Origin of the sequence: Polaromonas naphthalenivorans CJ2, assembly GCF_000015505.1 — a bacterium.
Classification (GTDB): Bacteria; Pseudomonadota; Gammaproteobacteria; order Burkholderiales; family Burkholderiaceae_C; genus Polaromonas; species Polaromonas naphthalenivorans.
The window spans coordinates 3,866,540-3,890,335 of sequence record NC_008781.1 but is presented as its reverse complement, the minus strand read 5'-3'; the positions used below and the strand labels follow the sequence as shown (position 1 = coordinate 3,890,335).

18 protein-coding genes, 4 tRNA genes and 1 pseudogene are annotated in these 23,796 nt (G+C 60.6%); 22 read left to right on the top strand and 1 reads right to left on the bottom strand.

The window, feature by feature from the left end:
• Positions 1–287: 287 nt before the first annotated feature.
• The 22 genes from trpE to PNAP_RS18160 all read left to right on the top strand — a co-directional run bounded on the left by trpE (position 288) and on the right by PNAP_RS18160 (position 22,756).
• Positions 288–1,787: an anthranilate synthase component I gene (gene trpE, locus PNAP_RS18265; protein WP_011803016.1), complete on the top strand. Its 1,500-nt coding sequence runs from the start codon at positions 288–290 to the stop codon at positions 1,785–1,787.
• Positions 1,788–1,790: 3 nt separating this feature from the next.
• Entirely contained in the window at positions 1,791–2,105 is a 315-nt protein-coding gene (locus PNAP_RS18260) for a chorismate mutase (RefSeq protein WP_011803015.1), read from the top strand.
• 3 nt (positions 2,106–2,108) lie between these two features.
• Complete coding sequence (locus PNAP_RS18255; RefSeq protein WP_011803014.1) at positions 2,109–2,693, top strand: aminodeoxychorismate/anthranilate synthase component II; 585 nt, start codon at positions 2,109–2,111, stop codon at positions 2,691–2,693.
• Between the two features lie 57 nt (positions 2,694–2,750).
• Positions 2,751–3,800: a low-specificity L-threonine aldolase gene (gene ltaE / locus PNAP_RS18250; protein ID WP_011803013.1), complete on the top strand. Its 1,050-nt coding sequence runs from the start codon at positions 2,751–2,753 to the stop codon at positions 3,798–3,800.
• 49 nt (positions 3,801–3,849) lie between these two features.
• Positions 3,850–4,896 carry an anthranilate phosphoribosyltransferase gene (gene trpD / locus PNAP_RS18245; protein WP_041376800.1) on the top strand — a complete coding sequence of 349 codons (1,047 nt, stop codon included), beginning with the start codon at positions 3,850–3,852 and terminating at the stop codon, positions 4,894–4,896.
• Between the two features lie 55 nt (positions 4,897–4,951).
• Positions 4,952–5,743, top strand: coding sequence for an indole-3-glycerol phosphate synthase TrpC (gene trpC, locus PNAP_RS18240; RefSeq protein WP_011803011.1), 792 nt, complete (start codon positions 4,952–4,954; stop codon positions 5,741–5,743).
• Positions 5,744–5,757: 14 nt separating this feature from the next.
• Positions 5,758–6,495 carry a uracil-DNA glycosylase gene (locus tag PNAP_RS18235; RefSeq protein ID WP_011803010.1) on the top strand — a complete coding sequence of 246 codons (738 nt, stop codon included), beginning with the start codon at positions 5,758–5,760 and terminating at the stop codon, positions 6,493–6,495.
• Between the two features lie 199 nt (positions 6,496–6,694).
• Positions 6,695–6,780 (top strand) — tRNA-Tyr (locus PNAP_RS18230).
• Positions 6,781–6,862: 82 nt separating this feature from the next.
• Positions 6,863–6,936 (top strand) — tRNA-Gly (locus PNAP_RS18225).
• 71 nt (positions 6,937–7,007) lie between these two features.
• A tRNA-Thr gene (locus tag PNAP_RS18220) sits at positions 7,008–7,082 on the top strand.
• 80 nt (positions 7,083–7,162) lie between these two features.
• Positions 7,163–8,353, top strand: a complete 1,191-nt coding sequence (gene tuf / locus PNAP_RS18215; RefSeq protein WP_011799636.1) for an elongation factor Tu — start codon at positions 7,163–7,165, stop codon at positions 8,351–8,353.
• A 19-nt stretch (positions 8,354–8,372) separates the two neighbouring features.
• A tRNA-Trp gene (locus PNAP_RS18210) sits at positions 8,373–8,448 on the top strand.
• Between the two features lie 132 nt (positions 8,449–8,580).
• Positions 8,581–8,964, top strand: coding sequence for a preprotein translocase subunit SecE (secE, locus tag PNAP_RS18205; RefSeq protein WP_011803009.1), 384 nt, complete (start codon positions 8,581–8,583; stop codon positions 8,962–8,964).
• Positions 8,964–9,560 carry a transcription termination/antitermination protein NusG gene (gene nusG / locus PNAP_RS18200; RefSeq protein ID WP_011803008.1) on the top strand — a complete coding sequence of 199 codons (597 nt, stop codon included), beginning with the start codon at positions 8,964–8,966 and terminating at the stop codon, positions 9,558–9,560. The genes secE and nusG overlap by 1 nt, the downstream gene beginning before the upstream one ends.
• A 176-nt stretch (positions 9,561–9,736) precedes the next feature.
• Positions 9,737–10,171: a 50S ribosomal protein L11 gene (gene rplK, locus PNAP_RS18195; RefSeq protein WP_011803007.1), complete on the top strand. Its 435-nt coding sequence runs from the start codon at positions 9,737–9,739 to the stop codon at positions 10,169–10,171.
• Complete coding sequence (gene rplA / locus PNAP_RS18190) at positions 10,168–10,863, top strand: 50S ribosomal protein L1 (RefSeq protein WP_011803006.1); 696 nt, start codon at positions 10,168–10,170, stop codon at positions 10,861–10,863. Before rplK ends, rplA begins: the two co-directional genes overlap by 4 nt.
• Positions 10,864–11,131: 268 nt before the next feature.
• On the top strand, positions 11,132–11,683 hold the full coding sequence (rplJ, locus tag PNAP_RS18185) for a 50S ribosomal protein L10 (protein WP_011803005.1): 552 nt from the start codon (positions 11,132–11,134) through the stop codon (positions 11,681–11,683).
• Positions 11,684–11,769: 86 nt separating this feature from the next.
• Positions 11,770–12,147 (top strand): 50S ribosomal protein L7/L12, encoded by a 378-nt coding sequence (gene rplL, locus PNAP_RS18180; RefSeq protein WP_011803004.1) that lies wholly within the window; start codon positions 11,770–11,772, stop codon positions 12,145–12,147.
• A 328-nt stretch (positions 12,148–12,475) separates the two neighbouring features.
• Positions 12,476–16,588 carry a DNA-directed RNA polymerase subunit beta gene (gene rpoB / locus PNAP_RS18175; protein WP_011803003.1) on the top strand — a complete coding sequence of 1,371 codons (4,113 nt, stop codon included), beginning with the start codon at positions 12,476–12,478 and terminating at the stop codon, positions 16,586–16,588.
• A 19-nt stretch (positions 16,589–16,607) separates the two neighbouring features.
• The gene (gene rpoC / locus PNAP_RS18170) at positions 16,608–20,822 is read left to right on the top strand and encodes a DNA-directed RNA polymerase subunit beta' (RefSeq protein ID WP_011803002.1); all 4,215 of its coding nucleotides are present in this window, start codon (positions 16,608–16,610) and stop codon (positions 20,820–20,822) included.
• Positions 20,823–21,103: 281 nt separating this feature from the next.
• Positions 21,104–21,697 carry a LemA family protein gene (locus PNAP_RS18165; RefSeq protein WP_011803001.1) on the top strand — a complete coding sequence of 198 codons (594 nt, stop codon included), beginning with the start codon at positions 21,104–21,106 and terminating at the stop codon, positions 21,695–21,697.
• 39 nt (positions 21,698–21,736) lie between these two features.
• The gene (locus tag PNAP_RS18160) at positions 21,737–22,756 is read left to right on the top strand and encodes a M48 family metalloprotease (protein WP_011803000.1); all 1,020 of its coding nucleotides are present in this window, start codon (positions 21,737–21,739) and stop codon (positions 22,754–22,756) included.
• A gap of 7 nt (positions 22,757–22,763) precedes the next feature.
• On the opposite strand, the pseudogene PNAP_RS28340 reads toward PNAP_RS18160, so the two are convergent.
• Positions 22,764–23,718, bottom strand: a pseudogene (locus PNAP_RS28340) (IS630 family transposase).
• Positions 23,719–23,796 lie beyond the last annotated feature (78 nt).

Here is a 23,796-nt window from a genome sequence, read left to right as displayed (position 1 = left end):
GTGGCAAGCGGCTCTTTGCTACACTTTGGCCAACATGTCCATTCAACACATCGTTCAAACAGCTGGTACCAGCCGGGGAGCCTGGCTTTGGCGCCCCTGTCATTCACGGCACGCCTGAGGCCCCGCACCGCTCATTGCCCTGAGCCTGCATTGCCTCCAGGCGGCTTCCTCCCGAATTGATGCGCTTTTGCGCCACGCAAGAGCATCCCGGCCCCGGACTTCGGGGCGTTTTGAATGACGGAAGACGGCATTTCTGAATCGCATCGTCTTCCGGTAAAGGATCTATCGTGATTACCGAACTCGAATTTAAAAGCCTCGCGGCGCAAGGCTACAACCGCATTCCGCTGATGCTCGAAGCATTCGCTGACCTGGAAACTCCGCTGTCGCTCTACCTCAAGCTGGCCAACGCCAGGGACGGCGGAAAATTCAGCTTTTTGCTCGAATCGGTCGTCGGCGGCGAGCGCTTCGGCCGCTACAGCTTCATCGGCTTGCCGGCCAGAACGCTGCTGCGCTCGTCGGGCTTTGGGGATGACGCGCTGACCGAGGTCGTGACCGATGGCCAGGTGGTTGAAACCTCCCGCGTCAATCCGCTGGACTTCATCAGCGACTACCAGAAGCGCTTCAAGGTCGCGCTGCGGCCCGGACTGCCGCGTTTTTGCGGCGGGCTGGCGGGCTACTTCGGCTACGACGCGGTGCGCTACATCGAGAAAAAGCTGGAAAAAAGCTGCCCGCCCGACACCCTGGGCTGCCCCGACATCCTGCTGCTGCAGTGCGAGGAACTGGCGGTCATCGACAACCTGTCGGGCAAGCTCTACCTGATCGTCTATGCCGACCCGGCCCGCCCGGAAGCCTATGCCAACGCCAAGAAGCGCCTGCGCGAACTCAAGGAGCAGCTCAAGTATTCGGTCAGCGCGCCCAGCGTCAAACCAAGCCAAGGCTACCCGGCCGAGCGCGAATTCGCCAAGGCTGACTACATCGCCGCCGTCGAGCGCGCCAAAAAGCTGATCGAAGGCGGCGACTTCATGCAGGTGCAGGTCGGCCAGCGCATCAAGAAGCGCTACACCGAGTCGCCGCTGTCGCTGTACCGCGCGCTGCGCTCGCTCAATCCGTCGCCCTACATGTATTACTACCATTTCGGCGATTTCCATGTGGTCGGCGCTTCGCCCGAAATCCTGGTGCGCCAGGAGCAGGTGGAAGCGGGGCAAAAGATCACCATCCGCCCGCTGGCCGGCACCCGGCCGCGCGCCTCGTCGCTGGAAGCCGACAAGGCCGCCGAGCACGAACTCATCAACGACCCGAAGGAGCGCGCCGAGCACGTCATGCTGATCGACCTGGCGCGCAACGACATCGGCCGCATCGCCCAGACCGGCACGGTGAAGGTGACCGAAGCCTTTGCCGTCGAGCGCTACAGCCATGTGATGCACATCGTCAGCAATGTCGAAGGCATCCTGAACGACGGCATGACCAGCATGGACGTGCTGCGGGCGACTTTTCCGGCCGGCACGCTGACCGGCGCGCCGAAAGTGCATGCGATGGAGCTGATCGACCAGTTGGAGCCGACCAAGCGCGGCCTGTACGGCGGCGCCTGCGGCTACCTGAGCTATGCCGGCGACATGGACGTGGCGATTGCGATTCGCACCGGCATCATCAAGGACCAGACGCTGTATGTGCAGGCGGCGGCCGGCGTGGTGGCCGACTCGGTGCCCGAACTGGAATGGAAAGAAACCGAAGCCAAGGCGCGCGCGCTGCTGCGCGCCAGCGAACTGGTTGAAGAAGGACTGGAGTAAGCCATGACACTGATTCACAAGGTCGAACACTGCCACACCATGGCCGATGTGCGCCGCAACATCGACGCGCTGGACGAGCGCATCGTGGCGCTGATCGCCGAGCGCAGCGGCTACGTCGCCCAAGCCGCGCGCATCAAGCAAAATGCCAACCAGGTGCATGACCAGGCGCGCATCGACTTCATCGTCGAGCGGGTCAGGGCCATGGCCACGGAGCAGGGCGCGCCCGAAGCCGTCATCGAGGCCACTTACCGCGCCATGATCGACGCATTCATTGAATTTGAGCGCGGCGAATTCAAGCGCCTGCACCAGGAGGGCTGAGCCATGAAACTTTTGATGATCGACAACTACGACAGCTTCACCTACAACATCGTCCAGTATTTTGGCGAGCTGGGCGCCGAGGTCGAGGTGTTCCGCAACGACGAGATCACGGTGGCCGAGATTGCCACGCGGCTGGACGCGGGCCAACTCGACCGGCTGGTGGTGTCGCCCGGCCCGTGCTCGCCGGCCGAGGCCGGGATTTCGGTCGCGGCGATCCAGCACTTTGCCGGCAAGCTGCCGATCCTGGGCGTCTGCCTGGGCCACCAAGCTATAGGCGCGGCGTTTGGCGGAAAAATCATCCGGGCGCAGGAACTGATGCACGGCAAGACCAGCGTCATCACGACCACGCAGCGGGGCGTTTTTGCCGGCTTGCCCGAGCAGTTCACGGTAAACCGCTACCACTCGCTGGCGATTGAGCGCGCGTCCTGCCCCGACGTGCTCGAAGTCACCGCCTGGACCGACGACGGCGAAATCATGGGCGTGCGCCACCGCGAACTGGCGATTCAGGGCGTGCAGTTCCACCCGGAATCCATCCTGACCGAGCACGGCCACGCGATGCTGAAAAACTTCCTGGAGCAGCGCGCATGAAGTTTGCTCTTTATTTGATAGCTGCTTGCGCATAGGCAGCGTGCGCAAAAGGCCTGAATGATGCATAAACCAGTCGATTTGCGCAGCGACACGGTCACGCAGCCGACCGCTGCGATGCGCGCGGCCATGCAGGCAGCACCGCTGGGCGACGATGTGTTCGGCGACGACCCGAGCGTCAATGCGCTGCAGGACAAAATCGCTGCCCTGCTGGGCTTCGAGGCCGCGCTGTTCGTGCCCACCGGCACGCAGGGCAACCTGTGCGCCATCCTCGGCCATTGCCAGCGCGGCGACGAGTACATCGTCGGCCAGCAGGCGCACTGCTACCGCTGGGAAGGCGGCGGCGCGGCGGTGTTCGGCAGCGTGCAGCCGCAGCCGCTGAACCACCAGCCCGACGGCACGCTGCTACTTTGCGACATCGAAGCGGCCATCAAGCCCGACGACGCGCATTTCGCCCGCACGCGGCTGCTGGCGCTGGAAAACACGCTGGGCGGCAAGCTGCTGCCGTTCGAGTATCTGCAGCAGGCGACGGAACTGGCCGCCGACAAGGGCCTGGGCCGGCATCTGGATGGCGCGCGGCTGTTCAATGCCGCCGTGGCGCAGGCGGCGCAAACCGGCAGCGATGCGTTCACGGAGGCGCGCCGCATCGCCCAGTGCTTTGACAGCGTGTCGGTCTGCTTCAGCAAGGGGCTGGGCGCGCCGGTCGGCTCGGCGCTGTGCGGATCGCGCGAATTCATCGCCAGAGCCCACCGCATCCGCAAGATGGCCGGCGGCGGCATGCGCCAGTCCGGCATGCTGGCGGCGGCAGCGATGCATGCGCTCGACCACCATGTCGTGCGGCTGGCGCAGGACCATGCGTTGGCGCAGCGGCTGGCCGACGGGCTGGCGGGCATCGACGGCCTGCGGGTCGAAGCGCCGCAGACCAACCTCCTGTTCGTCGATTTGACGGGTGCGGCGCGCGACCAGTCGGGGGCCTTGCTGCAGCATCTGGCTGCGCATGGCGTCCAGGCGACTGGCCTGTACCGCCTGCGGTTTGTCACGCACCTGGACGTGGATGCTGCGGACATTGACCGTGCAGCCGCCGTAGTCCGACAATTCTTCAATGGCTGACTTTCTGCTGCCGCCATCAAGCCCAAACACCTCACCATCAAGAAACCCCATGCCCAACAGCCACAAGATCACCGCCAGCGAAGCCCTGCAGCGCACCATCGAGCACCGCGAGATTTTTCATGACGAGATGCTGCACATCATGCGGCTCATCATGAGTGGCGAGATGTCGCCGCTCATGACGGCGGCGCTGATCACCGGCCTGCGCGTCAAGAAGGAAACCATCGGCGAAATCACCGCCGCAGCGCAGGTCATGCGCGAGTTCTCGACCAAGGTGCATGTCGCCGACAAGACCCATCTGGTCGATATCGTCGGCACCGGCGGCGACGGCTCGCACACCTTCAACATCTCGACCTGCGCCATGTTCGTGGCGGCAAGCGCCGGCGCCCGGGTCAGCAAGCACGGCGGGCGCAGCGTCAGCAGCAAGTCGGGCAGCGCCGACGTGGTCGAGTCGCTGGGCATTTCGCTGAATCTGTCGCCCGAGGCGATTGCCCGCTGCATCGAGGAAGTGGGCGTCGGCTTCATGTTCGCGCCCAACCACCATCCGGCCATGAAGAACGTCGCGCCGGTGCGCAAGGAACTCGGCATCCGCACCATTTTCAACATCCTCGGCCCGCTGACCAATCCGGCCAGCGCACCGAACATCCTGATGGGCGTGTTTCACCCCGACCTGGTCGGCATTCAGGTCCGCGCGCTGCAGCGCCTCGGGGCCGAGCACGCCCTGGTGGTGTACGGCAAGGACGGCATGGACGAGGTCAGCCTGGGCGCGGCCACCGTGGTGGGCGAACTGAAGGACGGTGAAATCACCGAGTACGAAATCCATCCGGAAGACTTCGGCATTCCCATGGCCAGCAACCGCGCGCTGCGGGTTGAAACGCCCGAGCAGTCCAAGGCCATGCTGCTGGGCGTGCTCGACAACCAGCCGGGCGCGCCGCGCGACATCGTGATCCTCAATGCCGGCGCCGCGCTTTACGCCGCCAATGTGGTAAATTCAATGAAAGACGGCATGGATCGGGCGCAAGCTGCTATTGAATCAGGAGCGGCCAGGCGGAAGCTGGCGCAACTCGCCGAGTTCAGCCAGTCCGCGTCCGGAGCCTGAAAACATCATCCGCCGGGCAGCGCAAGCCGCCGCCCGCCTACCCCACTGGAATCCCATGAGCGACATCCTGAACAAGATCATTGCCGTCAAGCGCGAAGAAATCACCGACGCCATCAACCGCAAACCCCTGCCCGCCATGCGCAAGGACGCCGAGTCGCGCGTGCTGACGCGGGACTTTGTCGGCGCCCTGCGCGCCAAGATCGCCGCCGGCAAGCCGGCCGTGATTGCCGAAATCAAGAAGGCCAGCCCGTCCAAGGGCGTGCTGCGCGCCGACTTCATTCCCGCCGACATCGCCCAGAGCTATGCCGAGTTCGGCGCTGCCTGCCTGTCGGTGCTGACCGACCAGCAGTTTTTCCAGGGCAGCATCGACTACCTGAAGCAGGCGAGGGCGTCGTGCAGCCTGCCGGTGCTGCGCAAGGACTTCATCATCGACGCCTACCAGGTCTATGAGTCCCGCGTCATGGGCGCCGACTGCATTTTGCTGATCGCCGCCTGCCTGGACGACGCACAGATGAAGACCCTCGAAGCACTGGCGATGTCGCTCGACATGGCGGTGCTGGTCGAGGTGCATGACGAGGCGGAGCTGGAGCGCGCGCTCAAGCTCAGGACGCCCCTGATCGGCATCAACAACCGCAACCTGAACACTTTCGAGGTTTCGCTGGACACGACCTTGAGGCTGATGGGCAAGGTGCCCGCAGAGCGCCTGCTGGTCACCGAGTCAGGCATCACGACGCCTGAAGATGTCAAACGCATGCGGGACGCCAGGGTCAACGCCTTCCTGGTCGGCGAAGCTTTCATGCGGGCAGACGAACCGGGCGTTGCGCTGGCCGAACTGTTTGGCGAGTAAAAGAGGAGCGGGTTATGGCGCAGGAGTCCTTTTCCGCACTGCCTGAAGGTGCCATGCCGGACCGGCTGATGAGTGCCGATCCGTCGGACTGGCCGGTTGCAGCCGACTGGCAGCCTGTGGTGGACGATTTTTTTGCGAGTGCCACCGGTCAGAAGCTGCTGGCGTTTCTGCGCGGGCGGCTGGACGAAGGCGCCGTGATCTTTCCGCCCCGGCCGCTGCGTGCGCTCGAACTGACGCCGGCCAAGGAGGTGCGCGTCGTCATTCTGGGCCAGGATCCCTACCACGGACGCGGGCAGGCCGAAGGGCTCGCGTTCTCGGTGGCGCCTGGGGTGGCTTTGCCGCCCTCGCTGCGCAATATCTTCAAGGAACTGCAGCGCGACCTGGGCACGCCGCCACCGAAGTTTCCGGTGCCCGGCGGCAGCCTGGTCAATTGGGCAACCCATGGCGTGCTGCTGCTCAACACCTGCCTGACAGTGGAGGAGGGCCAGCCCGCCAGCCACGCCGGCAGGGGCTGGGAACTGCTGACCGACAACGTGATTCGCCAGGTATCGGCGGGTGATCATCCGGTGGTATTCATGCTGTGGGGCGCGCATGCGCAGTCCAAGCGCGTCCTGATCGATGACAGCCGCCACAAGGTGCTGCTGGCCAATCATCCTTCGCCACTGTCGGCCCTGAGGCCACCCTTGCCTTTCATCGGTTGCGGGCATTTTTCACAGGCGCGTGAGTGGAAGGTTGCACATCAAAAAGACTGACTCGCTATTTATTTGATAGCTTGAAGCGCTTGTCAGGATAGACAATCCAGCTTGATGCGTGGCAGAAATCGGTGCCTTGATGTATTGATGTGGGTCGGCTTGGCGCGCTGGCCGCTTGCTTGTAAATATTTAAAGCAAGTTTAGACGCAGGAGTTTTACGTTTTTCATAAAAGAATGGCATAATCCGTAATTCGCTTGAGGATGGGTGTCCGAGTGGTTAAAGGAGGCAGACTGTAAATCTGTTCGCTAACGCGTACGCTGGTTCGAATCCAGCCCCATCCACCAACTTCTAATTGATTTTGGTAGGCAAGCATAAAAAAGTCAGTGTTTTGAAGTAGTTGAGTGTGAGTTGATCTGGTAGGGCTGCGCGGGAGTAGTTCAATGGTAGAACCCTAGCCTTCCAAGCTAATGACGCGGGTTCGATTCCCGTCTCCCGCTCCAGGGTGCTGAAAGTGCTGTGGAGTTTTGCAGGTTAAAGTTGCGCTTGTTTGCTGTAAGAATTTTTTGAATTCGCCCATTTGGCTCAGTGGCAGAGCACTCCCTTGGTAAGGGAGAGGTCCCGGGTCCGATTCCCGGAATGGGCACCAATTTTTAAGCCGGCGCAGTATTTTTTTGCTGAAGCTGGTTGCAGTTTGTTAAGTGGTTTTGTAACTTTTCGGAGTTGGAAATGGCAAAAGAGAAATTTTCGCGGACCAAGCCGCACGTAAACGTCGGCACGATTGGCCACGTTGACCATGGCAAGACCACGCTGACGGCAGCGATTGCGACCGTGCTGGCCGCCAAGTTCGGCGGCGAAGCCAAGGCGTACGACCAGATCGACGCGGCGCCCGAAGAAAAAGCGCGCGGCATCACCATCAACACCGCCCACGTCGAATACGAAACGGCTGCCCGCCACTACGCCCACGTTGACTGCCCGGGCCACGCCGACTATGTGAAGAACATGATCACGGGCGCTGCGCAGATGGACGGCGCCATTTTGGTCTGCTCGGCCGCTGACGGCCCGATGCCCCAGACCCGCGAGCACATCCTGCTGGCCCGCCAGGTGGGCGTGCCTTACATCATCGTGTTCCTGAACAAGTGCGACATGGTCGATGACGCCGAACTGCTCGAACTCGTCGAGATGGAAGTGCGCGAGCTGCTCGACAAGTACGATTTCCCTGGCGACGACACCCCCATCATCCACGGCTCGGCCAAGCTCGCGCTCGAAGGCGACAAGGGTCCGCTGGGCGAAGAAGCCATCATGAAGCTGGCCGACGCACTGGACAACTACATTCCCCTGCCAGAGCGCGCTGTTGACGGCGCCTTCCTGATGCCCGTGGAAGACGTGTTCTCCATCTCCGGCCGCGGCACCGTCGTGACCGGCCGTATCGAGCGCGGCATCATCAAGGTCGGCGAAGAAATCGAGATCGTCGGTATCGCTGACACGCAAAAGACCATCTGCACCGGCGTGGAAATGTTCCGCAAGCTGCTCGACCAGGGCCAGGCTGGCGACAACGTCGGTATCCTGCTGCGCGGCACCAAGCGCGAAGACGTGCAGCGCGGCCAGGTGCTGTGCAAGCCCGGCTCGATCAAGCCGCACACGCACTTCACCGGCGAGATCTATGTCCTGTCGAAAGACGAAGGCGGCCGTCACACGCCTTTCTTCAACAACTACCGTCCCCAGTTCTACTTCCGCACGACGGACGTGACCGGCGCGATCGAGTTGCCAGAAGGCAAGGAAATGGTCATGCCCGGCGACAACGTGTCGATCACCGTCAAGCTGATCAACCCGATTGCCATGGAAGAAGGCCTGCGCTTCGCCATCCGCGAAGGCGGCCGTACCGTGGGCGCTGGCGTTGTGGCCAAGATCCTCGCGTAATTGGTTGAAAGTTTAATGCAGGGGTATAGCTCAATTGGCAGAGCGTCGGTCTCCAAAACCGAAGGTTGATGGTTCGATTCCTTCTGCCCCTGCCACTCGATTGTTGAAGTCATCAACGTCGCAAGTGGATTGAAAAGTAATAAGCAAGCCCACCGGGAGTTAAAAACTTCGGGTGGGCTTAAGCGTCTGCAGAGACGCACGAAGATTGAACAGGAAATTCGGCAGCCATGGCCTCTACTCAAGTTGAAACCGTCAGTACCAACGCCGACAAGGCCAAGCTCGGTTTGGCGGTTGTGCTGGTTCTGGCATCCCTTGTGGGCTTTTACATGCTTGGCAAGCAGGGTCAGGTTGCGCAATGGGGTGTCCTGCTCGCAGGCCTGGTTGCTGCGGTTGTTGTTTTCGTATCGTCGGAACTTGGCAAGCAGTTTCTAGCTTTTGGCCGTGATTCTGTACGTGAAGTCAAAAAAGTCGTCTGGCCGGCTCGTAGAGAGGCGATTCAAATGACCGCTTACGTGTTTGGCTTTGTGGTGGTGATGGCATTGTTTTTGTGGTTGACGGATAAAACACTTGAATGGGTGTTCTACGACCTGATCCTTGGATGGAAAAGATAATGAGCGATCTGAACAATACGGTAGTCAGCGATGCTGTGGCCGATGCCTCCTTGGCGCTGACCCCTGGCATGCAGTGGTATGTTGTTCATGCCTATTCCGGCATGGAAAAAGCGGCTGAGCGTAATATTGTTGAGCGCATCAACCGTGCTGGCATGCAGTCCAAGTTTGGCCGTTTTCTTGTGCCTACTGAAGAGGTGGTCGAGATCAAGAATGGCCAGAAAAAGACGACCGAACGTCGTTTCTTCCCCGGCTATGTGCTTGTAGAAATGGTCATGGATGACGAAACCTGGCATTTGGTGAAGCACACCAATAAAGTCACTGGTTTTGTTGGCGGCGCGAAAAACCGTCCAGCCCCAATTTCTGAAGAAGAAGTGCAAAAGATCGTCAGTCAGATGCAGGTGGGCACCGACAAGCCGCGCCACAAGGTCGAGTTTGAAGCGGGTGAATACGTCCGTGTCAAGGATGGTCCTTTCACTGACTTCAACGGTACGGTTGAAGAAGTGAACTACGAAAAGAACAAAGTTCGGGTGTCGGTCACGATCTTCGGACGGGCAACACCGGTTGAGCTGGAGTTCAGTCAGATCGAAAAAACCTGATTCCCCTTTTTGAGGGAATAAGCCCAAGTGCTGTCTTGGTCTGGGTTGATAAGAATTTTGCGCTTTGCAACTCGGCGCGAAGGATTTTAAGAAATCCCTTTTGAGTTGTGTAACCCCGGGAAGCCTGAAGCCTGTTTTTGACAGCTTTCGGCGTTATGACCCGCAAGGAGAAAAGTATGGCGAAAAAAATCGTCGGCTTCGTCAAGCTGCAAGTACCAGCTGGCAAGGCCAATCCATCCCCACCGATCGGACCCGCTTTGGGTCAACGCGGCCTGAACATCATGGAATTCTGCAAGGCATTCAATGCCCAGACCCAAGGTGTCGAGCCTGGTTTGCCACTGCCCGTGGTGATCACCGCTTATGCGGACAAGAGCTTTACCTTCATCATCAAGACGCCTCCAGCGATTACCTTGATCAAGAAGGCCATCAAGCTTGACAAGGGTTCGGCTACGCCGCATTCTGCAAAAGTTGGCAAGATCACCCGCGCACAGCTGGAAGAAATCGCCAAAGCCAAGATGAAAGATTTGACTGCTGCTGATCTGGATGCCGCAGTTCGTACTATTGCCGGTTCTGCCCGTTCCATGGGTGTGACGGTGGAGGGTGTTGTATGAGCAAGCTGACCAAACGTCAAAAAACCGTCGGCGACAAGATCGACAGCAACAAGCTGTACGCACTGTCTGACGCACTGGGCCTTGTCAAAGAGTTCGCTGTCGCCAAGTTCGATGAGTCCATCGACGTGGCCGTGCAACTCGGTATCGATGCCAAGAAATCTGACCAGGTTGTTCGCGGCGCTGTCGTGCTGCCAAACGGCACCGGTAAAACCAAGCGTGTCGCTGTGTTCGCCCAAGGTGCCAAGGCTGAAGAAGCCAAGGCTGCCGGTGCAGACATCGTTGGCATGGATGATCTGGCTGCCGACATCAAGGCCGGCAAGATGGACTTCGACGTCGTGATTGCTTCCCCTGATGCGATGCGCATCGTCGGTACGCTGGGCCAGATCCTCGGCCCACGCGGTCTGATGCCTAACCCCAAGGTCGGCACGGTGACGCCTGACGTCGCGACCGCTGTGCGCAATGCAAAAGCTGGCCAGGTCCAGTTCCGCGTTGACAAGGCCGGTATTGTGCATGGCACCATCGGTCGCCGTTCGTTCGACACCGCCAAGCTGCAAGGCAATCTGGCTGCATTGGTTGACGCGCTGATCAAGGCCAAGCCTGCTACCAGCAAGGGCGTGTACTTGAAGAAAGTCGCTGTTTCATCAACGATGGGCGTGGGCGTTCGCGTCGATACGCAATCCATCGCGGCTTGAGGGTAAAAATTTGAACGACGCGCAAGCGTCGTTCAGAGTGGTGGGCTGCCGGGGTTTTTCTCTGGCAGGTCATCCAGGACCGTTGGTGTGCCAGCCTTGATAACTATCAGGGCCAGGCACTTAATCGCAAGACAGCCAACGCAGATGGCGGTCCCGCTGCTTGAATGGTTTTGAAAGAAATCTGAAAACAGTTGGTCGCTGAACATGAGCGTATCAAAGGGTGGCCGCGCAAGCGCAAGCCCGACGGTACATTTTTAAGGAGTAGACCTTGAGTCTCAATCGCAGTGAGAAACAAGCCGTCATTGATGAAGTGACAGGCCTCGCCGCTAAAGCTCAAACGCTCGTGATGGCGGAATACCGTGGCATCACGGTCGCTGACATGACCAAGCTGCGCAGCCAAGCCCGCGAAAAAGGCGTGACCCTGAGTGTTCTGAAGAACACGCTGGCTCGCCGTGCCGTGGCAGGTAGCGCATTTGAAGTCCTGTCCGACCAGATGACCGGTCCGCTGATCTACGGCTTTTCCATTGATGCTGTCGCTGCTGCAAAAGTAGTGGCTGACTTCGCAAAAACCAACGACAAGCTGGTGATTCGCGCAGGTGCATTCGCTGGGAAAACCCTGGACGTCGAAGGCGTTAAGCAACTGGCCAACATTCCTTCCAAGGACGTATTGCTGGCTCAGTTGTGTGGCTTGCTGATGTCGCCTATTTCGCGTACCGCTGCTGTGCTTGCAGCGCTGTCCGCGCAACGAGGCGCAGGCGTGGAAGAAGTTGCGGAGGCTGCAGAGCCCGCAGCTGAAGTCACAGAAGCCGCAGCGGCGTAAACGATAGACCTTTGCGGGACAGACCGCAGCGCGTAAGCGCCAAGCACTGTCCCCAACTGTTAAAGAAATTTTTTTAGGAATTCAAAATGGCATTCGATAAAGACGCATTTTTGACCGTGCTGGACAGCATGACGGTCCTCGAACTCAACGACCTGGTGAAAGCCATCGAAGAGAAATTTGGCGTGAGCGCAGCTTCCATGGCTGCTCCCGCTGCTGGCGGCGGCGGTGCAGGTGCTGCTGTTGCTGAAGAGAAGACCGAATTCAACGTCGTTCTGCTCGAAGCTGGTGCCCAAAAGGTTCAGGTCATCAAGGCCGTGCGCGAACTGACCGGTCTGGGCTTGAAAGAAGCCAAGGATCTGGTTGACGGCGCTCCAAAGAACGTCAAGGAAGGCGCCAACAAGGCCGACGCAGAAGCAGCCAAGAAGAAGCTGGAAGATGCTGGCGCGAAAGTCGAACTCAAGTAATTCTTGGAGTTTGCAAAGGCTGGAAGACCTCCACGGGCTTCCAGCCTTTCCTGTTTAAGGCTGATGCCTGTCAAGCCTGCCTGGATGCCTTCTTAACTGCTGAAAAAAGAAGTGTCTTTTTGGATTGATAGAAAGATACCGGAAAAAAGATTAAAAGTAGTCTTTTTTCCAGTGTTTTCTGAATCCCGACTGCAGAAAACGCCTTGGTTCGGGTGCTGTGCAATGCATCACCGTCCGCCATGGTTGGTAGTGGCCAACCACCAAGTTGCCTGAATACGTGGTGTATTCGGGTTCGAGAGTCGCCAGAGCCCATCAACGCGGAGAACTCATGGCCTATTCCTTCACCGAACGTAAACGCATCCGCAAAAGCTTCGGCAACCGCGAAAGCGTGTTGACTGTTCCCTATTTACTGCAAATGCAGAAAGATGCGTACATCGCATTCCTGCAAGCCGACCGTGCGCCCCAAAAACGCATGGTTGAAGGCCTTCAGGCGGCCTTTCAAAACGCTTTTCCTATCGTCTCGCACAACGGTTTTGTCGAGATGAAGTTCATCGAGTACAACCTGGCCAAGCCCGCATTCGACGTGCGTGAGTGCCAGACACGTGGACTGACCTTTGCTTCGGCCGTTCGCGCCAAGGTACAACTGATCATCTATGACCGCGAGTCCTCGACGTCGCAGTCCAAGGTCGTGAAGGAAGTCAAGGAGCAGGAAGTCTATATGGGCGAAGTGCCGCTCATGACAGACAAAGGCTCTTTCGTCATTAACGGCACCGAGCGCGTCATCGTGTCCCAGTTGCACCGTTCGCCAGGCGTGTTTTTCGAGCACGACAAGGGAAAGACCCACAGCTCGGGCAAATTGCTGTTTTCGGCCCGCATCATTCCTTACCGTGGTTCATGGCTGGACTTCGAGTTTGACCCGAAAGACATCCTGTACTTCCGCGTGGACCGTCGCCGCAAGATGCCGGTCACGATTTTGCTCAAGGCCATCGGCCTGAACCACGAATCAATCCTGGCGAACTTCTTTGTTTTCGACAATTTCCGCCTGATGGACAGCGGCGCGCAAATGGAGTTCGTCGCCGAGCGCATGCGCGGCGAAGTCGCCCGTTTCGACCTGACCGACAAGGCCGGCAAGGTCGTCGTCGCCAAGGACAAGCGCATCACGGTTCGCCATACCCGCGAACTGGAGCAAAGCGGCACCACCAGCATCAGCGTGCCGGAAGATTTCCTGATCGGCCGCGTGGTCGCCAAGAACATCATCGACACCGATACGGGTGAAATCATTGCCAAGGCCAATGATGAACTGACCGAACTACTGCTGAAAAAGCTGCGTACGGCCGGCATCCAGAACCTGCAGGTGTTGTACACGAATGAGCTTGACCAGGGCGCGTACATTTCGCAAACCCTGCGCGCCGACGAAACGGCCGACGAGTTTGCAGCGCGCGTGGCCATCTACCGCATGATGCGTCCCGGCGAGCCGCCAACCGAAGATGCGGTTCAGGCCCTGTTCCAGCGCCTGTTCTACAACCCGGACACCTACGACCTGTCGCGCGTGGGCCGCATGAAGTTCAACGCCCGCGTGGGCCGTGACGAATCCACCGGCCCGATGGTCATGACCAACGAGGACATCCTCGCGGTCGTCAAGATCCTGGTCGATTTGCGCAATGGCAACGGCGAAGTCGATGACATTGACCACCTCGGCAACCGCCGGGTGCGCTGTGTCGGCGAACTCGCTGAAAACCAGTACCGCACCGGTCTGGCGCGTATCGAAAAGGCCGTCAAGGAGCGTCTGGGCCAGGCCGAGCAAGAGCCGCTCATGCCGCACGACCTGATCAACAGCAAGCCGATTTCGGCCGCGCTGAAGGAATTCTTCGGTGCATCGCAGCTGTCGCAGTTCATGGACCAGACCAATCCGCTGGCCGAAATCACCCACAAGCGCCGTGTTTCAGCCCTTGGCCCCGGTGGCTTGACGCGTGAACGCGCCGGCTTTGAAGTGCGTGACGTGCATGTGACCCATTACGGTCGCGTCTGCCCGATTGAAACGCCTGAAGGTCCGAACATCGGCCTGATCAACTCGCTGGCTTTGTACGCCCGCCTGAACGAATACGGCTTCATCGAAACGCCGTACCGCCGCGTGGCTGACAGCAAGGTGACGATGGAAATCGACTACCTGTCGGCCATCGAAGAAGGCAAGTATGTGATTGCCCAGGCCAATGCCGCGCTGGACAACGAAGGCCGCCTGACCGGCGACCTCGTGTCGGCCCGTGAAAAAGGCGAATCCATTTTGGTCAGCGCCGAGCGCGTGCAGTACATGGACGTGTCGCCGGCGCAGATCGTGTCGGTGGCGGCTTCGCTGGTTCCGTTCCTGGAGCATGACGATGCCAACCGCGCGCTGATGGGCGCCAACATGTCGCGTCAGGCCGTGCCCGTGCTGCGTCCGGAAAAGCCGCTCGTCGGCACCGGCATCGAGCGCGTGGCGGCAGTGGACTCGGGTACGGTCGTGACCGCCACCCGTGGCGGCGTGGTGGACTATGTCGATGCGACCCGCATCGTGGTGCGCGTCAATGATGCAGAAGCTCTGGCTGGCGAAATCGGCGTGGACATCTACAACCTGATCAAGTACCAGCGTTCCAACCAGAACACTAACATCCACCAGCGCCCCATCGTCAAGATGGGCGACAAGCTGGCCAAGGGTGACGTGGTGGCTGACGGCGCATCAACTGACCTGGGCGAAATCGCCATTGGCCAGAACATGCTGATCGGCTTCATGCCCTGGAACGGTTACAACTTCGAGGATTCGATCCTGATTTCCGAGCGCGTGGTGGCCGAAGACCGCTACACCTCGATTCATATCGAAGAACTCGTCGTGATGGCGCGCGACACCAAACTGGGTTCCGAAGAAATCACCCGCGACATCCCGAACCTGTCCGAGCAGCAGCTCAACCGTCTGGACGAATCCGGCATTATTTATGTCGGCGCCGAAGTCCAGCCGGGCGACACGCTGGTCGGTAAGGTCACGCCAAAAGGCGAGACCACGCTGACGCCGGAAGAAAAATTGCTGCGCGCCATCTTCGGCGAAAAAGCCAGCGATGTGAAAGACACCTCGCTGCGCGTCAGCCAGGGCTCGTCGGGCACCGTGATTGACGTGCAGGTCTTCACCCGTGAAGGCATCACCCGCGACAAGCGTGCCCAGCAGATCATCGACGACGAACTCAAGCGCTACCGCCTGGACCTGAATGACCAGTTGCGGATTGTGGAAGCCGATGCGTTTGACCGTATCGAAAAGCTGCTGATCGGCAAGATCGCCAATGGCGGTCCGAAAAAGCTCGCCAAGGGCACGAAACTCGACAAGGCCTACCTGACCGACGTCGAGAAGTACCACTGGTTTGACATCCGTCCTGCCGATGACGAAGTCGCTTCACAGCTGGAAAGCATCAAGAACTCGATGGAGCAGACGCGCCATAGTTTCGACTTGTCTTTCGAGGAAAAGCGCAAGAAGCTGACGCAGGGCGACGAGTTGCCTTCCGGCGTGCTCAAGATGGTCAAAGTGTACCTGGCCGTCAAGCGCCGCCTGCAGCCCGGCGACAAGATGGCCGGCCGTCACGGCAACAAGGGTGTGGTGTCCAAGATCGTTCCGGTCGAAGACATGCCCCACATGGCCGACGGCACGCCGTGCGACATCGTGCTCAACCCGCTGGGCGTGCCATCGCGCATGAACGTCGGTCAGGTGCTTGAAGTCCATCTGGGCTGGGCCGCCAAGGGTCTGGGCCAGCGGATTGGCGACATGCTGCAGGCCGAGTCCAAGGTGGCCGAGCTGCGTCAGTTCATGGACACGCTCTACAACAAGTCGGGCCGCACGGAAGACCTGGCTTCGCTGTCGGACGAGCAGGTCGTCGAGATGGCCCAGAACCTGACCACGGGCGTGCCATTTGCCACGCCGGTGTTTGACGGTGCCTCCGAAGCCGACATCATGACCATGCTGCAACTGGCTTACCCCGATGCAGTTGCCAAGGCCAAGGGCCTGACGCCGACGCGCACGCAAGCCCAGCTGTATGACGGCCGCACCGGCGATGCGTTTGAACGCACGACGACGGTCGGCTACATGCACTTCCTGAAACTTCACCACTTGGTGGACGACAAGATGCATGCCCGCTCGACCGGTCCTTACAGCCTGGTCACGCAGCAGCCGCTGGGCGGCAAGGCCCAGTTCGGTGGCCAGCGTTTCGGCGAAATGGAAGTCTGGGCGCTGGAAGCCTATGGTGCCGCCTACGTGCTGCAGGAAATGCTCACGGTCAAGTCCGATGACGTGGTCGGCCGTACCAAGGTGTACGAAAGCATCGTCAAGGGTGAGCATGCGATCACCGCCGGCATGCCGGAGTCGTTCAACGTGCTGGTGAAGGAAATTCGCTCGCTCGGTATCGACATGGAACTCGAACGCAGCTGATTAGATAAGGATTTATCACATGAAATCATTACTCGACCTGTTCAAGCAGTTCACGCCGGATGAGCATTTCGATGCCATCAAGATCGGCATGGCCTCGCCTGAGAAAATTCGTTCGTGGTCTTTCGGCGAAGTCAAAAAGCCCGAGACCATCAACTACCGCACCTTCAAGCCAGAGCGCGACGGTCTTTTTTGCGCCAAGATTTTTGGCCCCATCAAGGACTACGAATGCCTGTGCGGCAAGTACAAGCGCCTCAAGCACCGCGGTGTCATCTGCGAAAAGTGCGGCGTTGAAGTCACGCAGACCAAGGTTCGCCGCGAACGCATGGGTCACATCGACCTGGCCGCTCCCTGCGCGCACATCTGGTTTTTGAAGTCGTTGCCGTCGCGTCTGGGCCTGGTGCTCGACATGACGCTGCGCGACATCGAACGCGTGCTGTACTTCGAAGCCTACGTCGTGACCGACCCCGGCATGACCCCGCTGAAGAAATTCAGCATCATGTCGGAAGACGATTTCGACGCCAAGCGCAAGGAATACGGCGACGAGTACACCGCCAAGATGGGCGCCGAAGGCATCAAGGATCTGCTCGAAGGCCTGGACCTTGACATTGAAATCGACAAGCTGCGCAACGACCTGACCGGCTCCGAGATCAAGATCAAGAAGAACGCCAAGCGCCTGAAGCTGATGGAAGGATTCAAGAAATCCGGCATCAAGCCCGAGTGGATGGTTCTGGACGTGCTGCCGGTGCTGCCGCCTGACCTGCGTCCCCTGGTTCCGCTGGACGGCGGCCGCTTTGCGACCTCCGACCTGAACGATTTGTACCGCCGCGTCATCAACCGCAACAGCCGCCTGCGCCGTTTGCTGGAATTGAAAGCGCCGGAAATCATTGCCCGCAACGAAAAGCGCATGCTCCAGGAAGCCGTGGACAGCTTGCTGGACAACGGCCGCCGTGGCAAGGCCATGACGGGCGCGAACAAGCGCGCGCTCAAGTCGCTGGCCGACATGATCAAGGGCAAGTCGGGCCGTTTCCGCCAGAATTTGCTGGGCAAGCGCGTCGATTACTCGGGTCGTTCGGTGATTACCGTGGGCCCGACGCTCAAGCTGCACCAGTGCGGCCTGCCCAAGCTGATGGCGCTGGAACTGTTCAAGCCCTTCATCTTCGCGCAGCTCGAAGTGCGTGGCATCGCCACCACCATCAAGGCGGCCAAGAAGGAAGTCGAAACCGGCACGCCGGTGGTCTGGGACATTCTGGAAGAGGTCATCAAGGAGCATCCGGTGATGCTCAACCGTGCGCCTACGCTGCACCGCTTGGGTATCCAGGCGTTCGAGCCGATCCTGATCGAAGGCAAGGCGATCCAGCTGCACCCACTGGTCTGCTCGGCGTTCAATGCCGACTTTGACGGTGACCAGATGGCCGTTCACGTCCCGCTGTCGGTTGAAGCGCAGATGGAAGCGCGCACGCTGATGCTGGCTTCGAACAACATTTTGTTCCCGGCCAACGGCGAGCCTTCCATCGTTCCTTCCCAGGACGTGGTGCTGGGTCTGTACTACACGACCCGCGACCGCACCAACGGCAAGGGCGAAGGCCTGGTGTTCTCCGACACCGGCGAAGTCCGCCGCGCCTTTGACGCGGGTGAACTCGACCTGAACGCCCGCATCAGCGTGCGCCTGACCGAGTGGAGCAAGGACAAGGAAACGAACGAGTTCGTGCCATCGACCAAGCTGTGGGAAACCACCGGCGGGCGCGCACTGCTGTCCGAAATCCTGCCCAAGGGCCTGCCTTTTTCCAACATCAACAAGGCGTTGAAGAAAAAGGAAATCTCCAAGCTCATCAACGTGTCTTTCCGCAAATGCGGACTCAAAGAGACCGTGGTGTTTGCCGACAAGCTGCTGCAGTCGGGTTTCCGCCTGGCGACCAAGGCCGGCATCTCGATCTGCATCGAAGACATGCTGGTGCCCAAGGAAAAGACCAGCATCATTGCGCACGCCCAGAAGGAAGTCAAAGAGATCGAGCAGCAGTACACCTCGGGTCTGGTGACGGCCGGCGAGCGCTACAACAAGGTGGTCGATATCTGGGGCAAGTCGGGCGATGAGGTCTCCAAGGCCATGATGGCCCAGCTGTCGAAGGAAAAAGTCATTGACCGCCACGGCAATCTGGTCGAGCAGGATTCGTTCAACTCAATCTACATGATGGCCGACTCGGGCGCACGCGGTTCCGCAGCGCAGATTCGCCAGGTCGCCGGTATGCGCGGCTTGATGGCCAAGCCCGACGGCTCGATCATCGAAACGCCGATTACCGCGAACTTCCGCGAAGGCCTGAACGTTCTGGAGTACTTCATCTCCACCCACGGTGCCCGTAAGGGTCTGGCCGATACGGCGCTGAAAACCGCCAACTCCGGCTACCTGACGCGCCGCCTGTGCGACGTGGTGCAGGATCTGGTCGTGACCGAAGACGACTGCGGTACGCTCGACGGCTCCGTCATGCGCGCGATCGTCGAGGGTGGCGAGGTCATCGAATCGCTGCGCGACCGGGTTCTCGGCCGCACCATCGTCGAAGACGTGCTGCACCCCGAAAACCGCTCGGTGCTGATCAAGGCCGGCGTCATGCTGGACGAAGACCTGATCGAGGAACTCGAAGCCGCTGGCGTCGATGAAGTCAAGGTGCGGACCGCACTGACCTGCGAAACCCGCTTTGGCCTGTGCGCCAAGTGCTATGGCCGTGACTTGGGTCGCGGCGGCCTGATCAACATCGGCGAAGCGGTCGGTATCATCGCCGCCCAGTCGATTGGCGAGCCCGGCACGCAGCTGACGATGCGGACCTTCCACATCGGTGGCGCGGCATCGCGGGCGGCAATTGCCTCCAGCGTCGAGGCCAAGTCCAACGGCGTGATCGGTTTCAACGCACCGATGCGCTATGTGACCAACGGCAAAGGTGATCTGGTGGTGATTGCCCGCTCCGGCGAAATCATCATCCATGACGAGCATGGCCGCGAGCGCGAGCGCCACAAGGTGCCTTACGGCGCCACGCTGACGGTCAAGATCGACCAGACCATCAAGGCTGGCGCCATCTTGGCCAACTGGGATCCGCTGACCCGCCCCATCATCACCGAATTCGCCGGCAAGGTGCAGTTCGAGAATGTGGAAGAAGGCGTGACGGTGGCCAAGCAGGTCGATGATGTGACCGGCCTCTCGACCCTGGTGGTGATCGATCCGAAGCGCCGCGGTGCGACCAAGGTGATCCGTCCCCAGGTCAAGCTGATCGACGCCACCGGCAACGAAGTCAAGATTCCCGGCACCGATCACTCGGTGACGATTGGCTTCCAGATCGGCGCGCTGGTCCAGGTGCGTGACGGCCAGGACGTGGGCCCCGGCGAAGTGCTGGCCCGCATTCCGATTGAAGGCCAGAAGACCCGCGACATTACCGGCGGTCTGCCGCGCGTGGCCGAGTTGTTCGAAGCCCGCACGCCGAAGGACAAGGGAACGCTGGCCGAGATGACCGGCACCGTGTCGTTCGGCAAGGAGACCAAGGGCAAGGTTCGCCTGCAGATCACCGATCCTGAAGGCAAGGTCTGGGAAGACCTGGTTCCGAAGGAAAAGAACATCCTGGTGCATGAAGGCCAGGTGGTGAACAAGGGTGAGTCGATTGTCGATGGTCCGGCCGATCCGCAGGACATCCTGCGCCTGCTGGGCGTGGCCGAACTGGCCCGCTACATCGTCGATGAAGTGCAGGACGTGTACCGTCTGCAGGGCGTGAAGATCAACGACAAGCACATCGAAGTGATTGTTCGCCAGATGCTGCGTCGCGTGGTGGTCGAGAACGTCGGCGACACCAGCTACATCGCCGGTGAACAGGTCGAGCGTTCGGCGCTGCTGGATGTCAACGACGCGCTGCGCGCCGATGGCAAGATTCCGGCCACCTTCAGCAACCTGCTGCTCGGTATCACCAAGGCGTCGCTCTCGACCGATTCGTTCATCTCGGCGGCTTCCTTCCAGGAAACCACCCGCGTGCTCACCGAGGCTGCCATCATGGGCAAGCGCGACGAGTTGCGCGGCCTGAAGGAAAACGTGATCGTCGGCCGCCTGATTCCTGCCGGCACCGGCATGGCCTACCACGAAGCCCGCAAGGCCAAGGATCTGATGGACGACTCCGAACGCCGCGCCATCGCCGAGTCCGAAGCCGCCGAACTGGAAGCCTCGCAGGCTGAAACCAGCGATGAAAACGCCGCCGCCGAGTAACTTCGGCCAACGCACGGCGCCTTGAACGGGGCGCCAGGCCCCGCACTTGAAAAAAGTGCGGGGCTTTTTTTACGCCTGAAATACCTTGATTTTTTAATCAAATCATGCTTTTGCGCATGCTGCATATGCGCAAGCAGCTATAAATAAAATAGCAAGTTGCTGGCAGAACATTTTGCAACAACTGAAGAATTCCAGTTAACCTTGGCATTGGCTCAATCCAGACTGTCAGAAAAATGCGGGGTTTCATTGGGGAAACCGCCGCACTTCCAGGAAGCGTTCCCATGTCAGTGCAAACCATTGTTTTCATTACTCTGCTGGCCATGCTCATCTTCTGGGCCGTCGGCGCCTACAACCGACTGGTGCGCCTTAAAAACACCATCGCCAATGCGTTTGGCCAGATTGATGTGCAGCTCAAGCGCCGCTATGACCTGATTCCCAACCTGGTCGAAGCCGCCAAAAAATACCTGCAGCATGAGCAAGCCACCTTGGAAGCGGTGATTGCTGCCCGCAACCAGGCGCGCAGCGCCAGCGACACGGTTCGCAGCCGTCCCGGCAAGGCCGACGCCGTCATTGCGCTGGCGGCGGCCGAGCAGACGCTGGACAGCAGCCTGGGGCGTCTTTTTGCGCTGGCCGAGGCCTATCCCGACCTGAAGGCCGATCAGACCATTCGCGAACTCAGCGAAGAACTCACCAGCACCGAGAACAAGGTCGGCTTTTCCCGCCAGGCCTACAACGACGCAGTGCTCGACTACAACAATGCGCAGGGCCAGTTTCCGGCCCTGCTGATTGCCCGACTGTTCGGTTTTGCGCCATCGGCGATGCTGCAGGCGACCGAGAGCGCCGTCGAACGCCAGGCGGTTCGCATCCAGATGTGATGGATTTGAAGTCCGGCGTTCAAATAGCTTGCTCAGTCCATGCGATTTTTTGAAGCGCAGGAACAGGCCCGGGCGCAAACCCTGCGGCTGCTGCTGCTGTTCGGCCTGGCCGTGATTGCGCTGGTGCTGGCCGTCAATGGCGCGCTGGCGCTGACCTGGCGGCTGGTGTCGCACGGCTGGTTCGGCTATCCGGCCTATTTTTTCAGTGTCAATACCGGCGTGACGCTGCTGTTCGTGCTGGGCGGCTGGTGGCTGGAAACCTCGGTGCTTGAAGGCGGCGGCCAGGCGCTGGCGCGCCAGGCGGGCGCGCGCGAAGCCTGGCCGGCCAGCCGCGAGGCCGAGCAGCGCCTGTGCAACATCGTCCATGAGCTGGCGATTGCCGCCAGCATGCGGCCGCCGCAAGCGATGGTGCTGCCGCGCGAGGACAGCATCAACGCCTTTGCCGCCGGCTGGGACGAGGATGACGCCATCGTGGCGGTGACGCAGGGCGCGCTCGACCGTCTGAGCCGCGATGAACTGCAGGGCCTGCTGGCCCACGAGTTCAGCCATCTGCGTGAAGGCGACACCCGGCTGAACATGCGGCTGGCGGGCATGGTGTGCGGGCTGGAGATGATTTTCAACCTGGGCCGCGGCATGTGCGAGGGCGATCAGTACGGGCGCCGCTCCTTTCTGGCCCTGCCGGGTTTTGCCATCATGGCCACGGGTTTCCTGGGCTGGCTGGCCGGCCGGGCGCTGAAGGCGGCGGTTTCGCGCCAGCGCGAATTCCTGGCCGATGCGCGCGCCGTGCAGTTCACCCGAAGCAAGGAAGGGTTGGGCGGCGTGCTGCGCAAGGCGGCGGGCGAGCGGGCGAGCGCGGCGCGGCACCACGGTTCCACGGCGCATCACCTGCACCCGGCGGTGCATCACATGCTGCTGGTCGGCGCCGCCACCCAGACGCGCTGGTTTGAAAGCCATCCGCCGCTGGCCGAACGCATACGCCGGATTTACGGCCGACCCATGCCTGTGCTGTCCGCGCAACCCGACGACCACGCCCCGACGCGGCCCGACGCCTTGTTTTAGAGCGGCTTCACCCTGACCCGCAATAGCCACAGTGGCGAACGTAGCGCTCGCACTCGGCGCTGCCAAACCGGTCGAGCAATTGGCCAATGGCGCTCCACAAGGCATCGACGGTTCTGGCCTGGGTCTTTCGCAGCATCGCCTTGAGCTTGGCAAAGACCTGCTCGATGGGGTTGAAGTCCGGGCTGTAGGGCGGCAGGTACTTCACCGTCGCCCCGGCTTGCTCGATGGCCGCCTGGATGCCGGCGACTTTATGGGCGCTGAGGTTGTCCATTACCACGATGTCGCTGGGCCGCAGTTCGGGCACGAGAAACTGCTCGACCCAGGCGCGAAAGGCAGGCCCGTTGAGGGGGCCGTCAAGTACCAGGGGCGCCCGAAGCCCCTGGGTGCTCAGCGCGCAGACAAACGTGGTGGTGCGCCAGTGGCCGGCGGGCGCAAAGCCCCGGCAGCGCTGGCCCCGCGGCGAGCGGCCCCGCGTCGGGGCCATGCCCGTGGTTGCCCAGGTCTCATCGAGGAAGATCAGCCGAGCGGCCGGCAGGCTTGGTTGTCTGGCGCTCCAGTCCTGGCGGGCCTGGGCGACGTCGGGCCGCGTTTGCTCGGCCGCGTGCAGGGTGATTTTTTTTTAGCGTCAGCCCGAACCGCCTCAGGGTCTTGAACATCGTGGTGGTGCCTACCTCGATGCCGTGCTCGGCACGCACCCACTGACGCAGCTCGCGCAGCGTCTGCGCCGGCGCTCTGGCGACCTGCTCGCGCAGCGCGCCCTCCAGCGCGGCCAGGCGCAGCGGCATGTGGTTATGCTGCGCGCCCGGGCCCGTCTGGCCGAGCCGCTCGCGGCGTGCCCGCGCCCGGCAGACATAGGCCTGGCTCACGCCAAAGCGCTCGGCGACCTCGCGCAGCACGCCTGGCGCGGCCAGCACCCGGTCGCGCAAATCCTGTGCATAGGCTTGTCCATTTCGCCACGACATGATCGATGACCTCCAAATCAGCCTTTGATCGACCTGGCCGTTCTCAGTTCCTTTGCTGGTTACAACGAAACCGCTCTA